Source organism: Paenibacillus sp. FSL R7-0179 (assembly GCF_038002265.1).
GTDB lineage: Bacteria > Bacillota > Bacilli > Paenibacillales > Paenibacillaceae > Paenibacillus_AQ.
In genome coordinates this window covers 3,132,480-3,149,613 of record NZ_JBBOCC010000001.1, presented here as the reverse complement: position 1 = coordinate 3,149,613, position 17,134 = coordinate 3,132,480, and the positions used below count along the sequence as shown (strand labels likewise).

Sequence of the window (17,134 nt, the reverse complement as noted above, 5' to 3'; positions counted from 1 at the left end):
TACAAGGAGGTGCTACAATGCTTCGGGTAGTGCTGATCGATGATGAACGACTCGCCCTGATTCAGCTGGAAGCAACGCTCAGGGCGTTAGGCTCGAACATTGTAACGGCAACCTATACCAATCCCTTGCTGGCCTTAAGCGAAGCGTCCGGCTGGGAGGCAGATATTATCTTTCTCGATATTGATATGCCGGGAATGAACGGCATGGAGGTTGCGAAGCAGCTTGAGGAGTGCTGTCCCGGCTCAGCCGTTGTCTTCGTCTCCGCCCATAACAGCTTCGCTCTGGAAGCCTTCGAGGTCAGCGCGCAGGATTACCTGCTCAAGCCGGTCTCCAGGGAACGGCTGAGCCGGACCCTCCAGCGGATCAGGAGCCGGAAGAAGGTTAGCCTTGAGCACACGGACAAGCCAGACACGCTGCTGATCCGCTGCTTCAATGCGATCCAGTTCGAACGGGGAGGCGTGCCTGTCCGGGATTTCCGCTGGCGGACCTCCAAAGCCCAGGAGCTGTTCGCCTTCCTGCTGTATCATCATGACCGGATCGTCGTTAAGGACAAGCTGGTCGAGCTGCTCTGGCCCGAGGTCTCATTCAAACGTGCCTCTACCCATCTGTATACGGCCATCTACCAGATCAGGCAATCGCTGAAACGGGCGGACATCGGCCTTGTGATCAGCAATGCAAGCGTGGGCGAAGGGTATATGCTGGAGAGCGGCGACGCACAGATGCGGTGCTGTGGGAGGAAGGTGTCGTCTCTCTGGACCCGGTGGATGATTATAACGCCGCAGAACATGAAGAGCTGCTGAAGCTCTACACCGGCGATTACCTGGGGGACTATGAGTATCTGTGGGCCGAGAGTGAACGTCAGCGGCTGCGTAACCTCTCCTTGCAGCATGCCACGGAGCTGGCTGATTATTATACCGTCAAGGATAACATCACCAAAGCGGTTAACACCTATCAGCGGATTGTAGAGCTGCATCCCTACCACGAGCCGGGTTACCTGGCGCTCATGGAATTCTATAACCGGCTGGGCGAGCTAAGCTTCGTACAGGAGCAATATGAGAAGCTTCGCAGCTTGCTCTGGCGGGACCTGAAGCTTACTCCGTCCGCCAAGGTCGAGCGCTGGTATGCGAACTGGAAGCGTCTATATACTTGATTCCGTGCCGGAACTACTGCGATAACAGAATCCATACAAAAACGGTATGCCGCCCCCCGGTCAGAGGTTAGGCATACCGTTTCTTGTTGCACCCGCAGCTTCCATTATAGCGGCAGGACCTGCGCATGCGCGCTGTCCCGTCCTTTCAGTGAAGAGCTGCAGGACATGCGAATCCGCTGACATAACCGGTGTACACTGATTCTCGTGCAGTAGCTACCCATGCCAAACGGACCCTCACTCTTTCAATGTACCCGTTATGGAAAAGTTAAAACGCTCTGGCGCAAGGTTTAGAAATTCATGTAGACCACCGTGTAATCGGGAAAACCCTCCATCCATTTCACAATCGTCTTCGGCAGCTTGCTGGTGCCCGGAACATTGGTATAGAACCGCACAAAGGTCTCAGGAATCTCCTCTGAATCTGAGGGTTCATCCGAATCGAGCGCAGCCGCCCAGAAATGCCCCTGCTTATCATACATGATAATGGCTTCCGTAAGGGTGAACAGCCCTCTTACGCCGCCCTCTATCACTTTTGCCCCTTTACCGTCCAGATCCTTCGGCTCATTCAGCAGCTGCATACTGTACAGAAACAGGTCATAATCTTCCCCTACCAGCTTACGGAAGGCCTTATCATCTGCGGCTGTCTTGAAGACACCGGTGTCCCGCAGCGTGTAGACGGTCTCTTGCGGGTCTCTTGTATAGTGGCCGGTATAGGTTACATTCGCCCCGGCGGAATATACCGGTGAAGGGCTGGTAACATACAAATTGCCGTTCAGCAGATAGAAAAAGACCACGGAACCGTCCTCTTCCTTGTAGACGGCCATCCGTTTGCGGACTACTGCCGATTCTTCATACAGCTGGCCGGAATGGGCTCCATCATAGGCATCCACCGAGAAGACCAGCTTATCGCTCTTCACATTGCTGAATTCAACATAAGCCCCGAAGAAGGGCGAATAAGATTCCATATACCATTCCCCGCTCCAGTCCGCTGCGGCCGGAACCTTGGCGCTGGCTGCGGCGGCAGCCGTCAATGCCTCCACCGGAAGCTGGCGGGTGCCGTCCGGGTTGCTCCACACTCCGGCGAAGCCGGTGCCGGGAATCCACCAGCCCTCGAAATGGCCGGTTTCCTTGCCCTTCGCATCGTATTCATACATATTTGCGTATTTGCCGCTGACTGTACCGGTGAGCCTGATCGTCTTCTTGTATTTATCATAATAATAGCTTCCGGTCAGCTTCCCGCCGCTCTCCACCTTAATGGACATATGAATCGGCAGATTGCCGTTGATGGCGCCGGTCAGCGGCACCAGCCCGTTCGTGGCCAGACTCTGGGCGGGTGCAGCGGCAGCGGCCACCGTCCCGGATGGTGCAGCTTTCGCCCCGGCGGGTGCAGCCTGTGCCCCCGGCGGCACCAGAATGGCAGGCAGCAGCAGCGCGGCTGCCAGCAGGGTACTGATTTTACGGATAATTCTCACTATATTCCCTCCCTTTCGCAACCCTCTATAACAGCTACGTTACACTGTATGCCATCAATTACCCTTTTACAAGCAGGTAGAAAATAGCCCCGCTATATTATTTGCACTTATAATTTCACCAATCGCAGGCGTTCTAGCAAAAAACAGAGGTAAGTGTATTTTGTGCAACTAAAAACAGTGAAACGGGTGGACTTCCGCTTCTAATTGCAGTCTGTACAACTAAATTTGCCCGGATTGGCGAAAATCCAGGTATAGGGGCATTTTAATTGCACGAACTACATCTAAATGGAAATTTGGCGGCACATCGGACGATTTAGTTGTACGAATTGCACTTAAGCCTGCCCTTGCCTCCTAATCGGGGCGCGGTATACCCTCAGCAAGCCATTAGTTAAAGTAATTCTCACACGCCCAAGTTACATTACCAACCTTAGGGTAATTCTATATATACCAAAATTCACGTAGGAGATGATCCGTATGCCAGAACACAACTATGCAAGCCGGGAGCAGAACGAATCTATAATGAAGCTCCGCTTCGAGCCGGATGGGCTGCTGCCGAACAACCAGAAGCTTCCGGTCCTGCTGTATAAAGGTGTTCTCCGGGACCATCCGGAAGACACCGAACAGATCTTCAATGCCAACGGCTGGCTGAACAGCTGGGTGAATGGCGTCTTCCCCTATCACCACTATCACAGCAATGCGCATGAGGTGCTGGGCGTGATCTCCGGCAGCGCCAGCCTCCAGCTTGGCGGAGATGCCGGATACACCGCCAACTTGGAGACCGGTGATGTTGTGGTGCTGCCTGCCGGAACGGCACACAAGAAGCTCACAGCCACGCATGACTTCCGTATCGCCGGCGCATATCCCGGCGGCATGGACTATAACACCCGCCAAGCGAACCCGGATGACTTCGCGGCGGCGCTCCCCGAGATCCGCGAAGTTCCGCTGCCGGAGCGTGATCCCGTCTATGGCGAGGCTGGGCCGCTACTGCGGCTGTGGAAGTAGCAGCAGTGCCTGAGACATACGCTTAAACAGCGGGGCGGGCGGAACGACCCGCGTACCAAGCGAAGCGTTCGCCTTGATCTCCTGATTTTCACCGCTCCCCTTCTGCAGTCCAGGGATTAACTTCTGCGTTTGGCCCTTGATCCGCTCATTCCGCTGGACAATACTATATAATGTTGTGTACAACTATCCACTTAGGCCGTGCGCCTGAATGAAGGGGGCCCCCTCGAATGTATCGAGTAGCGGTATGTGAGGATGAAGAACAGCAGCGGGAGCTGGTGAAGAGAATTCTGGTCGGCTTATCCGTCAAGACGGATACCGAATTTGAAATCGATCTGTTCCCTTCGGGAGAGGACTTAATCTCCCACTACGAACGGGGCGAAGCCCCCTTCCATATCCTGATTCTGGATGTGGAGATGGGCGGCATGAACGGGATTCAGGCGGCGCACCGGCTCAGAAGCCGGAAGCATTTTGACGAGCAGATTATCTTCCTGACCAGCTACCCTGAATATATGGTGGAGAGCTTCGACGTGATTACCTTCCAGTATCTGATCAAGCCCGTCGCCCCGCAGCTGCTAGAGGAGAAAATTCTTAAGTTATGTGACTACTTCCAGGCGCAGGATAAGAAGTTCATCGTCATCAAGTCCGGGTATGAGGAGGTCGTCCTGCGGCATGATGATATTATCGGGATTGAGGCGGCCAAGAGCCTGACGGTCAAGAGCAAGCTGAATGTGATTACCACCACGGGAATCTATGAGACCAGAGGGATTATTGCCGAGTACGCTTCAGCACTGCGGGACAGCCATTTTCTGCATATCCACCGTTCGATTATTATCAACCTGTTGCATGTCCACAAGTTCGCGGGCGGCTGCGTGCTGATGTCAGGCGGGCAGGAGTTCCCCATCGGCCGGTCCAAAATCAAAGAAGTTAAGGACTTCTACACCAAATTCATGATCATGAAGGGCAACTCCTATGACTCATTATAATCTGACCCTCGTCATTTGTGTGATGCTGGTGATGTGCTTTCAGACCCAATTTTTCTTTGCCTCCGTATTTGACAAGTCTGCGAGGAAGCCTAACCGGATCATGTACTTCCTAATCTACGGGGTACTCTGTTTCCTCTACCTGGTCACCCCGCTGTCCCCTATATTATCTTCGGGCGTAGCCCTGCTGATGATTTTCAGTATGGCGCAAGCCTATAAGGTGGAGGTGAAGACCCAGGCGATCTTTTCCCTGCTGTACGCTGTGCTGATGACGGTGGTCAGCTTTATGTCGCTGTATATTTTCTCAATGATAGATTCGGTTGACTACACCAGTATGGACGCGGGTACGGGGATTGACCGGCCGGCCTTCATCAAGGGGCTGATCCTGAGCTGTATAATTATGTTCCCGGTGATTCAGATCATCCGGCTGATCTCTAAGCGGCGAAGTGTCTCATTGCCCTACCGGTATTATGTGATGTTCCTGCTCGTCCCGCTCATCAGCACCTATCAGATCAATGTCCTCACCGAAGACTCCAAGAAGAATATCTATTATTTCATTGCGATTCTCGGCTTCCTGTTCCTGAATGTGATGATCGTCTATATCTTCGATACTATTACCGACAAGTTCCAGTTCATGCATGAGAATGCCCAGCTCCAGCACCAGATGAACTATCAGGACGCCAACTATGAGAAGACGGTGCACAGCTTCAAGTCGATCAAAAGAATCATCCACGACACCCACCAGCAGTTCCTCTACATTGAGGAGTGTATCCGGCGCGATGATCCGGCCGCCGCTCTTGCGCATATCAAGCTTACGCTGAATAAAGTGGAGGATGCCTACCAGCGGGTCAACACCGGCCATCTGGCGGTGGATGCGCTGGTCACGAACACACTGAATATTGGACAAGCGAACGGCATCCGCATCGATACCCGGCTCAAGCTGCTGCCCGGTGAGCTTCACATCGACCGTTATGACCTATGCGTCGTGCTGGGCAACATGCTGGACAATGCCATTGAAGCCTCCAAAAAACTACGGCTCGCCGAGGACCGCTACATTCTGATCCAGATGCACTCCACTGAATCCGCGCTGTTCATCCGCATCCTGAATCATACTGCCCCGGAGACTACCTCTTTGCAGAGCCGGAAGCAGGACCCGGAATACCATGGCATCGGCCTGACCAATATCTCCAGAATCTGCGAGAAGTACGGCGGGAATATGACGATAGAGGCCGGGCAGCGGGAATTCAACAATATGGTGGTCCTCCCCTTCTCGCGCGAAGCTTCTATATAAAATGCGCTTAAGGGATCGTAATCCGCGTTTCAGGGTTATTCGGGCGTAGCTCTTCTCTTCTGTCTGTATGATAACTTCAGGAAGGTTATCTAAGAGACACAAGAGGAGGAATTCAAGATGAACAAGTTAACTTCAGTCGTACTGGCCGCCATGCTGGTGATTCCCGCAGCCCCGGCTTCAGCCCAGGAAAAGGAGTCGGCAGCGCAGGCCAAGGCGCAGGAGCTGGGTGAGAAGATCTTATCCGATTACGGAGTAAGCGGACTCCAGTATGCCATCCGGGACCAGGGCAAGGTTACAGTGTCGGGCGGCTTCGGTGTATCCGATAAGGCAGCCGGGACGCCCATCACCAAGGATACGATGTTCGGCATCGGCTCCATCAGCAAAATGCATGTCTCCGCTGCCACCATGATGCTGGCAGAGGATAAGATCATCGACATCGATCAGCCGCTTACTACGTATCTGCCGCAGTTCAAGATGGCCGATGAGCGCTACAAGAAGATCACGCCGCGCATGCTAATGAACCATTCTTCGGGCCTGTACGGCAGTCACTACGGGAATAGCATTCTGATGGACGATAACGATACACAGAATCATGATGACCTGCTGACAAGGCTTCAGTCCGAGCGGCTCAAATCCGATCCCGGCGCATATTCGGTATATTGTAATGACGGCTTTCAGCTGCTGGAGCTGATGATTGAGCAGGTGACGGGGAGCAGCTATACAGAGTTCCTGGATAAGCACATGAGTAGCCCGCTGAAGTTAAGCTCCACCAAAACGCCGCTGGACACCTTTGACCGGCAGAAGCTTGCCAAAACCTACTTCCCAGGCCTTACACAGGCAATGCCTGCCGAGAATGCCAATATCCTTGGAGCAGGCGGCCTCTATTCCACAGCCGAAGATCTGACCACATTCGCCGAGATGCTGAACGGCAAGATCCCGGATGTTCTGTCGAAAGCCTCCGCTACAGCGATGCAGCAGCCCGAATACAAGAATGGGCTCTGGGTGCCTGAAGAGAGAAACAGCTTCAATTACGGTCTGGGCTGGGATGCCGTAGATCTGGCACCATTCGGTGATTACGGAATCAAGGCCTTATCCAAAGGCGGAGATACCATCATGTATCACGCTGACCTGATTACCCTGCCGGAATCCGATATCTCCATCGCAGTGCTCTCGTCGGGGGGAAGCTCCATTTATAACACCATTTTTGCCTCCAATGTGCTGCTGGCCTACTTGAAGGACACCGGGAAGCTTCAGAAGATTCTGCCGGACGCTACCTTCACTCCTCCAGTCAAAGCGGCGATGCCTGCCGAGCTGGAAGCCTATTCTGGATTATACGGGACTGTCGGCTCAACCACTGCCATAACCATTAAGGACGGAGCGCTTAACCTGCCTGAGCTGGAGGGCGGACTCATTCCTGCGCAGAAGTATATCTATACCGGCAAGGGACAGTTCACGAGCCCGGACGGCAGTGCAGCCGTGAGCTTCGACAAGCAGAAGAACGGCAAAACCTATCTGAAGCTGAACACCCACTTGACTATCCCCGGTATCGGTCAAATGCTGATGGTCACATATGAATATCAGAAGCTGGATGCAAATCCCTTGAATGCTTCTACGAACCAGGCCTGGGCACAGAGAGACGGGAAGCATTACTACGCTGTGGATGAGAAAATCAATTCCTTCTTCTACCTCTCCCCGTCCATCTTGACGAAGACTGTTAAGGTTGAACAGGGCTACGCCACCGGGACGCGGATTGTGGACGAGAATACCGCCGTCAATGCGGCTGAGATTCCGGTCATGAACGGCAGAGACGCCTTCGATCTGACCTTCTCCAAGCAGAACGGTGCCGAATATCTAACCATCGACGGCAATGAGTATATCAGCGGAGATGCCGTGAAGCCGATCTACGGAGGCCGGGCATCGGTCAGCACCGTTCCTGCGGACGGCCAGAGCGTATGGTTCAAGATAGACAAGAAAGCCGCCGGCAAAACTATGACCGTTACAGCTCCTCCAAGCGGTGGATACGTTGTCTATGATGCAGACGGGATGATCGTAAGCCACTCCAGAGTGAGCCAGGACCCTTCAGTGAAGTTGCCGCAAGGCGGAATGGCCGTCTTCGGCGGGCAGGCGGGCGATGTGTTCAAGATTGAACTGAGATAACGCCCAAACTTGCTTAATGGGTTACAGTTGTGTTTTAATGTTATCAAATTGAATAATACTCTTATCCAGAGTTCGGTGGAGGGCTTCGCCCGATGATACCGCTGTGACCGGCATGCTATAAGCATATCAGGCACAGCACTAGAGGCATCCCGGATGCCTTGCAAAGATGAGAGGGTGCTGACAGTTGATGAGACTGCCCCCTTTAAATAGGGGGCTTTTTGTTTGAGAAGGGAGAGAACAGCATGACAGAATGGATTACGGAATTTATACTTTTCTTTAAGGATTTGTCGTATGCGGGAATCATGATCGCCTTGTCGTTTGAATTTGTGCCTGCTGAAATCGTACTTCCGCTTGCCGGATATTGGGTGTATCTGGGGGATATGAAGCTTCTGCTGACCATTCTGGCCGGTACGGTAGGCGGCACGCTCGGTCCGCTGACATTGTATGCCCTGGGCCGGTTCGGCGGCAGACCTGCAATTCATAAGTACGGGAAGTACTTTTTCATCCGTCCGCATCATCTGGAAGCCTCCGACCGTTTTTTTGATAAATACGGCAGCGGTGTGGCCTTTTACGGGCGCTTCATCCCCGGTGTGAGAACACTCATCTCCATTCCTTGCGGGATTGCCAAAATGAATGTGTTCAAATTCAGTCTGTACACCTTCCTTGCCATGCTTCCGATCACTTCGATCTATGTCTATCTGGGCTACAAGCTGGGTTCGCAGTGGGAGCATGTGGACGAGATCGTCAAGCCTTACATTCTGCCGTTGGCCACCCTATTCCTGTTAGGGTTCGGGCTGTACGTCCTGTCCAAGCGGTACCGCAGACGGCAGGCTTAATAATAATGCATTTTCAACTTTAGGAGGAAAATATGGAATCTGCGTTCGATTGGCTGAAATACCTGCTCTTAGGCCTGGTCCAGGGGGTGACGGAACCGATTCCCGTCTCCTCCAGCGGGCACTTAATCATTGCCCAGCGGCTGCTCGGGATGAAGCAGAATGGACTCTCTTTTGAAATCTTAACCAATACGGCTTCATTGATCGCCATCTGTTTTATTTTCCGCAAAGATATCAAGGACTTAATCACAGGGTTCTTCCGTTATCTGAAAACGCGCGATGCCAAGTACCGGTCCGAATTCATGTTCTGTATCTACATCGTTATCGGCACAATCCCTGCAGCGGTTGCTGCCGTATTCTTCAAGGATACGATCGAACGTGTCTTCACCTCTGTACATACCGTATCCATCAGCTTACTTATTACCGGGGTAGCCCTCTGGCTGATCCGCAATCTGCGCGGCCAGAAAAGAGACGGCAACCTCAAAGTGAAGGACGCCATCATCGTCGGGCTGGCTCAGGCAGTCGCCCTGATTCCCGGCATCAGCCGTTCCGGTTCAACAGTCATCGCCTCGATTGCCGTCGGGATGAAGCAGGAGACCGCACTCAAATTCTCCTTCATGCTGTACATTCCGATCAGCATCGGGGGCCTGATCCTCGGCGCGTCTGATATTGCGCATGATCCGAACCGTGCGGCGCTGGCGATGCCCTACTTGATCGCCTTCCTCACCACGCTGGTCGCCACGTACTTCGCCATGCGCTGGTTCATCGGTATTATGGCGAAGGGGAACCTGATCTACTTTTCATACTACTGCTTCGTGGTGGGTACACTGCTGCTGATTTTCTTGTAACCAGGACTTGTAAAGGGGCCCGGCTTGAAGGGAATCCACCTCCTTCTCTGGCTCCTGAACCTTCTGTTTTGCCCCTCCCCCGAGTTGTATCACTTACCATAATTGGATAAACGTATCTTAATTCTGCGATTAATGCAGGATCGACGGAAGCAAGTGGAAAAACAACAACTAAATCAGTCCATACCCGCCATTTTCGCTGAATTGGGTTAATTTAAGTGCTGTTTTTCCAACTGCTGTTTTCGTATCGCCCATTTGCTGATCAGCAAGTGCCGGAAATCCAACTATTTTCCGTCCAAGCGGGAAGCTAGCGCTTCCTCTCAACGAAAAGAGCAGCACTCCTCCTAAGATGGAAGAAGTGCTGCTCTTGTATTTGTTACACTATTGCTGTCCCATCAGGATCTTCGCATACGGCGAATCGATCGGGATCATGATCACCGGCTCATTCTTCAGCGTGGTCACATAACTCTGCAACGTGCGGTAGAAGCTATAGAACTGGGGAGATTTTCCATAGGCTTGGTTATAGATTTTGGCAGCTTCCCCTTCGCCTTCGGCGATAATCTTCTTGGAGTCGGCTTCGGCCTGGGCCATCAGCTCCCGGGAAGCACGGTCCGCCTTGGAGGTAATCTTCTTGGATTCCTCGTCCCCTTCGGACAGGTAACGCGCAGCGATGGACTGGCGGTCCGAGATCATCCGGTTGTAGACGCTCTGCTTGTTCTCTTCCGGCAGGTCGGTACGCTTGATCCGTACATCAATGACTTCAATGCCATAGTTATCACGGGACAACGCGTCACTTACATCCTTGGTAATCTCATCATTAATATTGCCCCGGCCGGTATCCTCACTGATGATATTCTCATAATTGATCTCCGACAGCTTGCGTCGCACCGAGTTATAGACGGCTTCATCGATACGCTGGACCCCGCCGCTGACCGATTGAACGGTTCTCAGGAACTGTGAAGCATTGGTGATTCTCCAGACGGTATAATTATCGACCACAATCGGCTTCTGGTCCTTGGTCAGAATGCTGGTCGGCGAGCTCTCGTACGTCATCTGATACTTGGGCAGCTCCGAGACATTCTCGACAAAAGGCAGCTTGAACTTCAGCCCCGGCTCCTCCACCGCACGCATCGCTTCACCGAAACGGAGAACAACCTTATATTCCCCTTCCTTCACGATGTACATAGAGCCGGCCAGCAGAATAATCAGAACGATAGAGGATATTAATAGGATGATCGGGTTTTTTTTCACTTGGCATCTCCTCCTTGCGGTGCGGCTGAAGGGGCCGGATTTACAGCGGCAGGGGCAGAGGTGCTATCCTTGGTGCTGCGCATCAGCTCATTCAGCGGCAGATAGTTCACCGTATCACTGTTCGAGTTGGTAATGAAGATTTTGGCATTAGGCAGGATCTGCTCCAACGTCTCCAGTACCAGCCGGCTCTCGGTGACGCTCTGATTGTTGGCATATTCGGCAAAAATCGCATTGAACCGCGCCACATCCCCCTGCGCATTCAGGATACGCGACTTCTTCTCGCCTTCGGCCCTCTCCAGCAGGGCCTGCGCTTCACCGCGCGCCTTCGGAATGATATCGTTCTCATACTTCTTAGCGTTGTTGATCTTCGTATTCTTCTCTTCACGGGCGTTCGTCACCTCGCGGAAGGCTTCCTCCACCTGGCCGCTTGGCGGCTCAATATCCTGGAACTTAATATCGATGATCTGAATACCGGTGTTGTATTTCTTCTGCAGATCCACCAGCAGCACGCGTACCTTATCCTGAATGACCGTCTTTCCGTCGGTAATCGCATAGTCCAGCTTCTCGGATCCAATCACCGCACGGATCGAGGAGCTGGCTGAGTTACGCAGGAAATGCTCCGGGTTATCGATGTTATACAGGTAATCACGGATATTGCTGATCTTCCACTGGACTACAGCATCGGCAGAGACAATGTTCTCGTCGCCCGTAATCATCATAGCTTCATCATCCACAGGCACCGCTCCATCCGACTCCTGGCGGTATCCGATATGAATCCGCTGGGTCAGCTCGGCAGGAACGGTAATTACATCCTGGATGGGATAAGGCCATTTGAAATGAAGCCCGGCTGAGCTCTCACCCGTATACTTGCCGAAGGTCAGAATAGCTGCACGTTCCTGCTCCTGCACCGTATAAAATGAGGTCGCGCCGATATACAAGAGTACAGCCGCTGCGGCTACCCCCACCCCTATCCTTTTGTACATGCCCGGCTTCAATTTCGGCAGCTTGAACCCTGGGATATTATCGCCATTCTGGTTCATGAAATTCAAGATGCATCGCTCCTTTTGGCGTATTTTAGTCGTATTAAAGGTATATATACGGATACAAAACAAAAAAGTCTCAAAAATTGCGACTTTAATGAATGTAGCTGAATATTGCTGCGATTCTCGCGGGTTTGGCTGGTTGACCGCAACGGAAAATGAACTCCCAATCAGGAATATTTTAACCTTAAAAGCGGAAAATTCACAGATTCTTAACTTATCTTTACTCTACTATTGGAACTTCCTCAGGCGCTGCGTTTCTCTCGGTCAATTGCCACTATTTCACGGTTTGTACTCATTTGAAATATTGACCATTGGAATATTATAGAATAATATTACAGCTATAAAATAAAAATATAGTTCTTGGAATCTAGTCAGGTGGTGAGTACATGGTCCCGACACTAACGACCATTCGCGATGCATTAACAGGGTATCTGTCCCAGCAGAAGATGACTATTAATCAGTTTGCCGGACAATCCGGAATCAATTCAGGAACGCTCAGCCGGCTTATTCATGGTCAGCAACCCATTGCCATGAACCATCTGGAGCGGATTACGAGGGCAATGGGGCTTCCTGAGGATCACTTTTACAGCCTTTATGTGGAAGAATGCTTCGATCATTCCCCGCCAACCTGGCGGCGGTTACGGCCGTTTCTAGTACGTTCAGCCGAGCTTGGGCGTCTGGATTGCATTGAACAGGTGGTTCAGCAATTGCTGGAGAAACTGACCTACGCTCCCATGTTATTTGAGGTGGCAGAAGGGCTGTTTCAGGAGGGTCTATGGCAAGCAGCAGAATTGCTGTATAAGAACGTGAGCGACAGTGAGAAATACCAGAACTCTGAACGGCTGGCCTTGTGTCAATACCGTCTCTTCCGCATTGCCCTAGGAGACGACCAAACCCGGAATCTGCAAGCGGCTCATATCTTTGAATGTTATTTGGATAAGCTCGATGAGGCGGATCAGTTGGATGGATTTAAGCACTTAGTAAATGTGTATTATTCACTGCATAAATGGGAAAAAGCTGATAAATTAGCTCAGGATATGCTTCATCTGGCTACTCTTCGCTATAATCTTCAACGTCAATCAAACCGCAGGATGGGTGAAGAGAAAAAACCTGAAAAACCGCTATGCTTCTATATTTATTACTCTCATCTCATGCGCGCAAGTATATGTGAGGAACATAATGATTTTACATCGGCTTTGAAATTTGTCAGTCTGTATACAGATACAAGCTGGATACAAAAAGATGATAAAGAGGCAAAACGAACAATAGCTCAGTTTCAGGAATGGGGCAAGGCAAATACTTTGCTCTATCAGGTTATGTCTGGTAAGCAGGATGTCCTTTCAGAGTATATTGAACATATTTCAACCCAAAGAGATGAATTATTTGTAGCTTTATCTAATATCCTAGCTTCAGCTAACCGTTATGGCTGGAATGTAGATCACGTTCTGGAACGGTTTGCTGACTACATTCCATACCAGACATATGCTACAGAGTTTGGTGAGTACAACCAGTTGATTATATCGGATCAACACACACGGTTCCTCGTAGAGCTGGCTGCCTATTATATACGAAATAAGCGAAATGAAGAATTCAGCTTCGTACTGCAAAGTTTAGAATCTGCTTCCAAGATTAACAACGAGAGCATAGCACTCGCTTGTATCAATATGTTTGAACAATATCGGTATGAAGCCGGACAAGAAGAGCTGGAGCGATATAAACTGCTGATCAGAACAGTGAAAAATTCTAATACTAAGAATTTCTATTCGGCTTCTAGCTCTCTGTAGTCTGGGTATTGCAATTCTTATACCCGTGATACCCACAGAACCTATAGTAAATGTAAGCACTCCATTGTCAATTTCAACTATGGGACACGGTACGGGTGGAGGCTGAACCTTTCCTGCATATTCATAATTTGATACAAATTATCTTACTGCCCTTTGCTCGCATGAAAGCCCACAGACCAACAGACATTCCCGCAGAACCGGGGACGTCTGTTTTTTGCTTCGCGGCTATCCTCAAAGAAGGATAGCTATAGAAGTGGAACGAAAGAAATTAACGAAAAGCAAAAAGGGGATATTGGGAACTGTAGGAGCGGTAGCGTCCGCCTGAAAATGTTCACCTCAGTGACAACGAAGCTTCGATTACCAATTTAATTGCACATCCAAAAAAACCCGAAAAAGCGCAAACCTGCGCCTTCTCGGGGTTTTTACTATAATGCTCTTAAATACTAGACTTATTGCGGAAATAATTATGCAGGAACTCCTTGGCCCGCTCGGACTTCGGATGGTTGAACACCTCGTCCGGCGTTCCTTCCTCGACAATCTTGCCTTTGTCCAAGAAAAGCACCTTATTCGCCACTTCATAGACAAAGCTCATCTCATGCGAGACGAGGATCATGGTCTGGCCGGTAGCGGCGGTCTTCTTAATCGTCTGCAGCACCTCGCCCACCAGCTCAGGGTCAAGCGCTGAGGTCGGCTCGTCCAGGAGCAGCAGCTTCGGATTCATCGCGAGCGCACGGGCAATGCCCACCCGCTGCTGCTGGCCGCCGGACAGATGCTTCGGATAATAATGAGCACGCTCAGCAAGGCCTACCTGCTCCAGCTGCTTCTGAGCAATCTGCGCGGCCTCGCGGTCATTCATCCGCTTCACAATCTTCAGGCCTTCCTTGGCATTATCCAGCGCCGTCCGGTGCTGGAACAGATTGAATTGCTGGAATACCATCGCTGTCTGCTTGCGCAGCTCCAGCCGCTGCTTGTTCGTGATCGTGCTGAAATCGACCTTGAAGCCTTCGAGATCCAGCGTGCCCCGGTCCGCCTGCTCCAGGCAGTTAAGCGAACGCAGGAAGGTGGATTTGCCCGCACCGGACGAACCGATGATGGCCACGACATCTCCCTTGTTAATCTCGACAGAGAGATCGTCCAGAATCAGATTGCCGTGAAAAGACTTGGATAAATGGCTCACCTTTATCATCAGATCTCCCTCCTTCCCCAAGAGAACCAGCCGCGGTTCATGGCTCCGGTAGCGGAGTCCGGAATGGAGAATCTTCGCTCCAGGAATCTCAGAAGCTGCTCAATCAGAATCGTCATGATCCAGTAGATAATCGCCAGCGCGAGATACACCTCGAAGAAGCGGAAGTTGCTGCCGGAGATGATTTTCCCCTTGGCGGTCATTTCGATTACACCCGCAACGAAGGCCAGTGAGGTTCCCTTCAGCAGTCCGATCAGGGCATTGCCCAGCGGCGGAATCGCCACCACAAGCGCCTGCGGAACAATGACTCTTCTCAGCACCTGAAGATACGTCATCCCCAGGGATTCAGCGGCCTCGATCTGGCCCTTATTCACCGACTGCAGCGCAGCACGGATCGTCTCCGAGTTGTATGCCGCTTCATTGAACGCGAAGGTGACCAGCACGAAGATCATCGCCGGAATGGCATTGATATTATAATCCGTTCCGTACTGCTGATTAATGAATTTGAGTAACAACGGAATTCCGTTATAAGTCAGGTACAGCTGCACAATGATCGGCGTTCCGCGGATGAACGAGATGAAGAGTGTAACCAGCTGGCTCAGTACAGGAATTCTGCGCATACGGATAATGGCGAACAACAGCGCAAAGACAAGGCCGACGATCATCGAGATGACCGTAATCTGCAGACTCACAGGAAGGACCTCTAACAGACGAGGTATCGCTGTGAACACCGCGTTAATATCAAAAATCTCTCCCATGCCGTCTTACTTCCTTCCACGTTCAATTTACAGGCGACGCTCTAACACGGTCTGACCGTCAACCGTCTGCCCTCATAGATAATTTCAGTATGATAGCGTTCGTTGCTTACCTTATTCAGCCGCTCCACCAGGGAAGCCGCCGCTTCGTCCGAAGCCAGTACCGGAAGCCCGCGCTTCGTCACTGTATCATGCGTAAGTCTAAGATCAATCGGAATCAGCTCATAGCTGAACCGCTTGTCCTCCACACTCAGATCGAACATAACCAGGAAGTTCTCCGAGAACTTGCGGTCGCTGTAGAAGCCCTGCCAGTTCCCTTCGCTGTCCTTGGTTCTGTTCTTGTGCAGAGTAGATGGAGCTTCATTCTCAGCATACCCGTAGGCGGTGAACATCTCTGGAGATACAATCGACTCTCCTGCTTCGAACTCCATGAACAGACTGCCTATGTTATAAAAAATAGGTTGGCCCTTGTACAGCTCCACCCCTCTGGTGAAGTGGGCACCATGCCCGAAGACACAGCTCGCCCCGGCATCCACCGCCCCCCGCGCGAAGGTCTCAATGAACTCTGCCGGATAATCGGAGTACCAGTTCTCATTCTCCCCTTCATGCGTATGGAGGCTGACAAAAACATAGTCACTGCGCTCCGCCGCATCCTGGATGCTGCGGTAGATTTCCTGCTGATCCTGCTCATGCGCTGCCGTCTTGACGCGGGACTGTTCACCCTTCTCGAAGGTTAAATAGCCCTCAAACAGCGAGCCGAATTCATAGTGGTTCTCCGACTTGCTTTTATACGTCTCAATCCTCTTGCCTTCCTCCATGCTGGAAGCGATGCCGATACGCTCACTGATCTCCTGGAGCGTGCTGAAATCCTGATCGTTCACGACATACGTACGCGACCAGCGCAGCGGGTTGACCCCCGGACGGGCCGGAACGCCGTTCCCCGGATTCGAGGCAGCGAACACTTCGCTTCTCGTCACATCGATGGTGATGATGGCAATCCGCCCGTCTGGCGTATCCACAAACACCGGCTTACGCGCTTCATGCAGGCTCATGCCCACTCCAAGCGGGGTCAGACCGCGGGCTTCCGCCTCTTCGATCGTATCCACAAGACCCTGGGTCCCATAATCCCCCGTATGATTATTCGCAAAGCTCACATAACGGATATTGAGCTTCCCGAATTCGTCCAGCGCCTTGGGGCGCACACTGGTCTGGTAGCCGCGGCCTGCCGCCGGAGCGGTATTCAGGCGCGGAGTCACGAACTCTGCATTGGTAAAAGCTTCATCGGCCCCTTGCAAAAGAGCCAGCAGCTCCGGGTCCATCGTCTTATCTAAATTGCTGCTGGAGAATAATGCATCTCCCGAGACTAGAAATTTCATATGCTCACCTTCCTC

Annotated in this window: 16 protein-coding genes; 9 read left to right on the top strand and 7 right to left on the bottom strand. The window is 51.7% G+C overall.

Translation table 11 applies throughout. The features are described 5' to 3' along the window. Positions 1–17 precede the first annotated feature (17 nt). Both MKX63_RS13935 and MKX63_RS13930 read left to right on the top strand, forming a co-directional pair. Positions 18–800 carry a response regulator gene (locus tag MKX63_RS13935; protein ID WP_341017756.1) on the top strand — a complete coding sequence of 261 codons (783 nt, stop codon included), beginning with the start codon at positions 18–20 and terminating at the stop codon, positions 798–800. Next, positions 725–1,150 carry a bacterial transcriptional activator domain-containing protein gene (locus MKX63_RS13930; protein ID WP_341017755.1) on the top strand — a complete coding sequence of 142 codons (426 nt, stop codon included), beginning with the start codon at positions 725–727 and terminating at the stop codon, positions 1,148–1,150. Before MKX63_RS13935 ends, MKX63_RS13930 begins: the two co-directional genes overlap by 76 nt. 287 nt (positions 1,151–1,437) lie before the next feature. Here the strand turns inward: MKX63_RS13930 and MKX63_RS13925 are convergent, their stop codons facing one another. Beyond that, on the bottom strand, positions 1,438–2,619 hold the full coding sequence (locus MKX63_RS13925) for a hypothetical protein (protein WP_341017754.1): 1,182 nt from the start codon (positions 2,617–2,619) through the stop codon (positions 1,438–1,440). Between the two features lie 474 nt (positions 2,620–3,093). Here MKX63_RS13925 and MKX63_RS13920 point away from each other — a divergent pair, with 474 nt between their 5' ends. Continuing rightward, a complete protein-coding gene (locus tag MKX63_RS13920) occupies positions 3,094–3,621 on the top strand; it encodes a cupin domain-containing protein (RefSeq protein WP_341017752.1) in 528 nt (175 codons plus the stop codon). On the opposite strand, the gene MKX63_RS13915 is transcribed toward MKX63_RS13920, so the two are convergent. Then, the gene (locus MKX63_RS13915) at positions 3,601–3,804 is read right to left on the bottom strand and encodes a hypothetical protein (protein WP_341017751.1); all 204 of its coding nucleotides are present in this window, start codon (positions 3,802–3,804) and stop codon (positions 3,601–3,603) included. The two genes, MKX63_RS13920 and MKX63_RS13915, sit on opposite strands and share 21 nt — an antisense overlap. Before the next feature lie 44 nt (positions 3,805–3,848). Here MKX63_RS13915 and MKX63_RS13910 point away from each other — a divergent pair, with 44 nt between their 5' ends. The 5 genes from MKX63_RS13910 to MKX63_RS13890 all read left to right on the top strand — a co-directional run bounded on the left by MKX63_RS13910 (position 3,849) and on the right by MKX63_RS13890 (position 9,730). Further along, positions 3,849–4,604 carry a LytR/AlgR family response regulator transcription factor gene (locus MKX63_RS13910; protein WP_341017750.1) on the top strand — a complete coding sequence of 252 codons (756 nt, stop codon included), beginning with the start codon at positions 3,849–3,851 and terminating at the stop codon, positions 4,602–4,604. Further along, positions 4,591–5,892: an ATP-binding protein gene (locus tag MKX63_RS13905; RefSeq protein ID WP_341017749.1), complete on the top strand. Its 1,302-nt coding sequence runs from the start codon at positions 4,591–4,593 to the stop codon at positions 5,890–5,892. Before MKX63_RS13910 ends, MKX63_RS13905 begins: the two co-directional genes overlap by 14 nt. A 117-nt stretch (positions 5,893–6,009) precedes the next feature. Further along, positions 6,010–8,049: a serine hydrolase domain-containing protein gene (locus MKX63_RS13900; protein WP_341017747.1), complete on the top strand. Its 2,040-nt coding sequence runs from the start codon at positions 6,010–6,012 to the stop codon at positions 8,047–8,049. Between the two features lie 242 nt (positions 8,050–8,291). Then, a complete protein-coding gene (locus MKX63_RS13895) occupies positions 8,292–8,885 on the top strand; it encodes a DedA family protein (RefSeq protein ID WP_341017745.1) in 594 nt (197 codons plus the stop codon). A 32-nt stretch (positions 8,886–8,917) separates the two neighbouring features. Beyond that, positions 8,918–9,730, top strand: coding sequence for an undecaprenyl-diphosphate phosphatase (locus MKX63_RS13890; protein ID WP_341017743.1), 813 nt, complete (start codon positions 8,918–8,920; stop codon positions 9,728–9,730). Positions 9,731–10,108: 378 nt separating this feature from the next. Here MKX63_RS13890 and hflC read toward each other — a convergent pair whose 3' ends face one another. Further along, complete coding sequence (gene hflC, locus MKX63_RS13885; RefSeq protein WP_341017742.1) at positions 10,109–10,978, bottom strand: protease modulator HflC; 870 nt, start codon at positions 10,976–10,978, stop codon at positions 10,109–10,111. Then, the gene (gene hflK / locus MKX63_RS13880) at positions 10,975–12,018 is read right to left on the bottom strand and encodes an FtsH protease activity modulator HflK (RefSeq protein WP_341018639.1); all 1,044 of its coding nucleotides are present in this window, start codon (positions 12,016–12,018) and stop codon (positions 10,975–10,977) included. The genes hflC and hflK overlap by 4 nt, the downstream gene beginning before the upstream one ends. A gap of 389 nt (positions 12,019–12,407) precedes the next feature. Here hflK and MKX63_RS13875 point away from each other — a divergent pair, with 389 nt between their 5' ends. Next, positions 12,408–13,805 carry a helix-turn-helix domain-containing protein gene (locus MKX63_RS13875; RefSeq protein WP_341017741.1) on the top strand — a complete coding sequence of 466 codons (1,398 nt, stop codon included), beginning with the start codon at positions 12,408–12,410 and terminating at the stop codon, positions 13,803–13,805. 436 nt (positions 13,806–14,241) lie between these two features. Here MKX63_RS13875 and MKX63_RS13870 read toward each other — a convergent pair whose 3' ends face one another. Genes MKX63_RS13870 through MKX63_RS13860 form a run of 3 tightly spaced genes read right to left on the bottom strand, consistent with a single transcriptional unit; the run spans position 14,242 to position 17,119 of the window. After that, positions 14,242–14,991 (bottom strand): amino acid ABC transporter ATP-binding protein, encoded by a 750-nt coding sequence (locus MKX63_RS13870; RefSeq protein ID WP_341017740.1) that lies wholly within the window; start codon positions 14,989–14,991, stop codon positions 14,242–14,244. Continuing rightward, entirely contained in the window at positions 14,991–15,746 is a 756-nt protein-coding gene (locus MKX63_RS13865) for an amino acid ABC transporter permease (RefSeq protein WP_341017739.1), read from the bottom strand. The genes MKX63_RS13870 and MKX63_RS13865 overlap by 1 nt, the downstream gene beginning before the upstream one ends. A 41-nt stretch (positions 15,747–15,787) precedes the next feature. Further along, a complete protein-coding gene (locus tag MKX63_RS13860) occupies positions 15,788–17,119 on the bottom strand; it encodes a CapA family protein (protein WP_341017737.1) in 1,332 nt (443 codons plus the stop codon). Positions 17,120–17,134 lie beyond the last annotated feature (15 nt).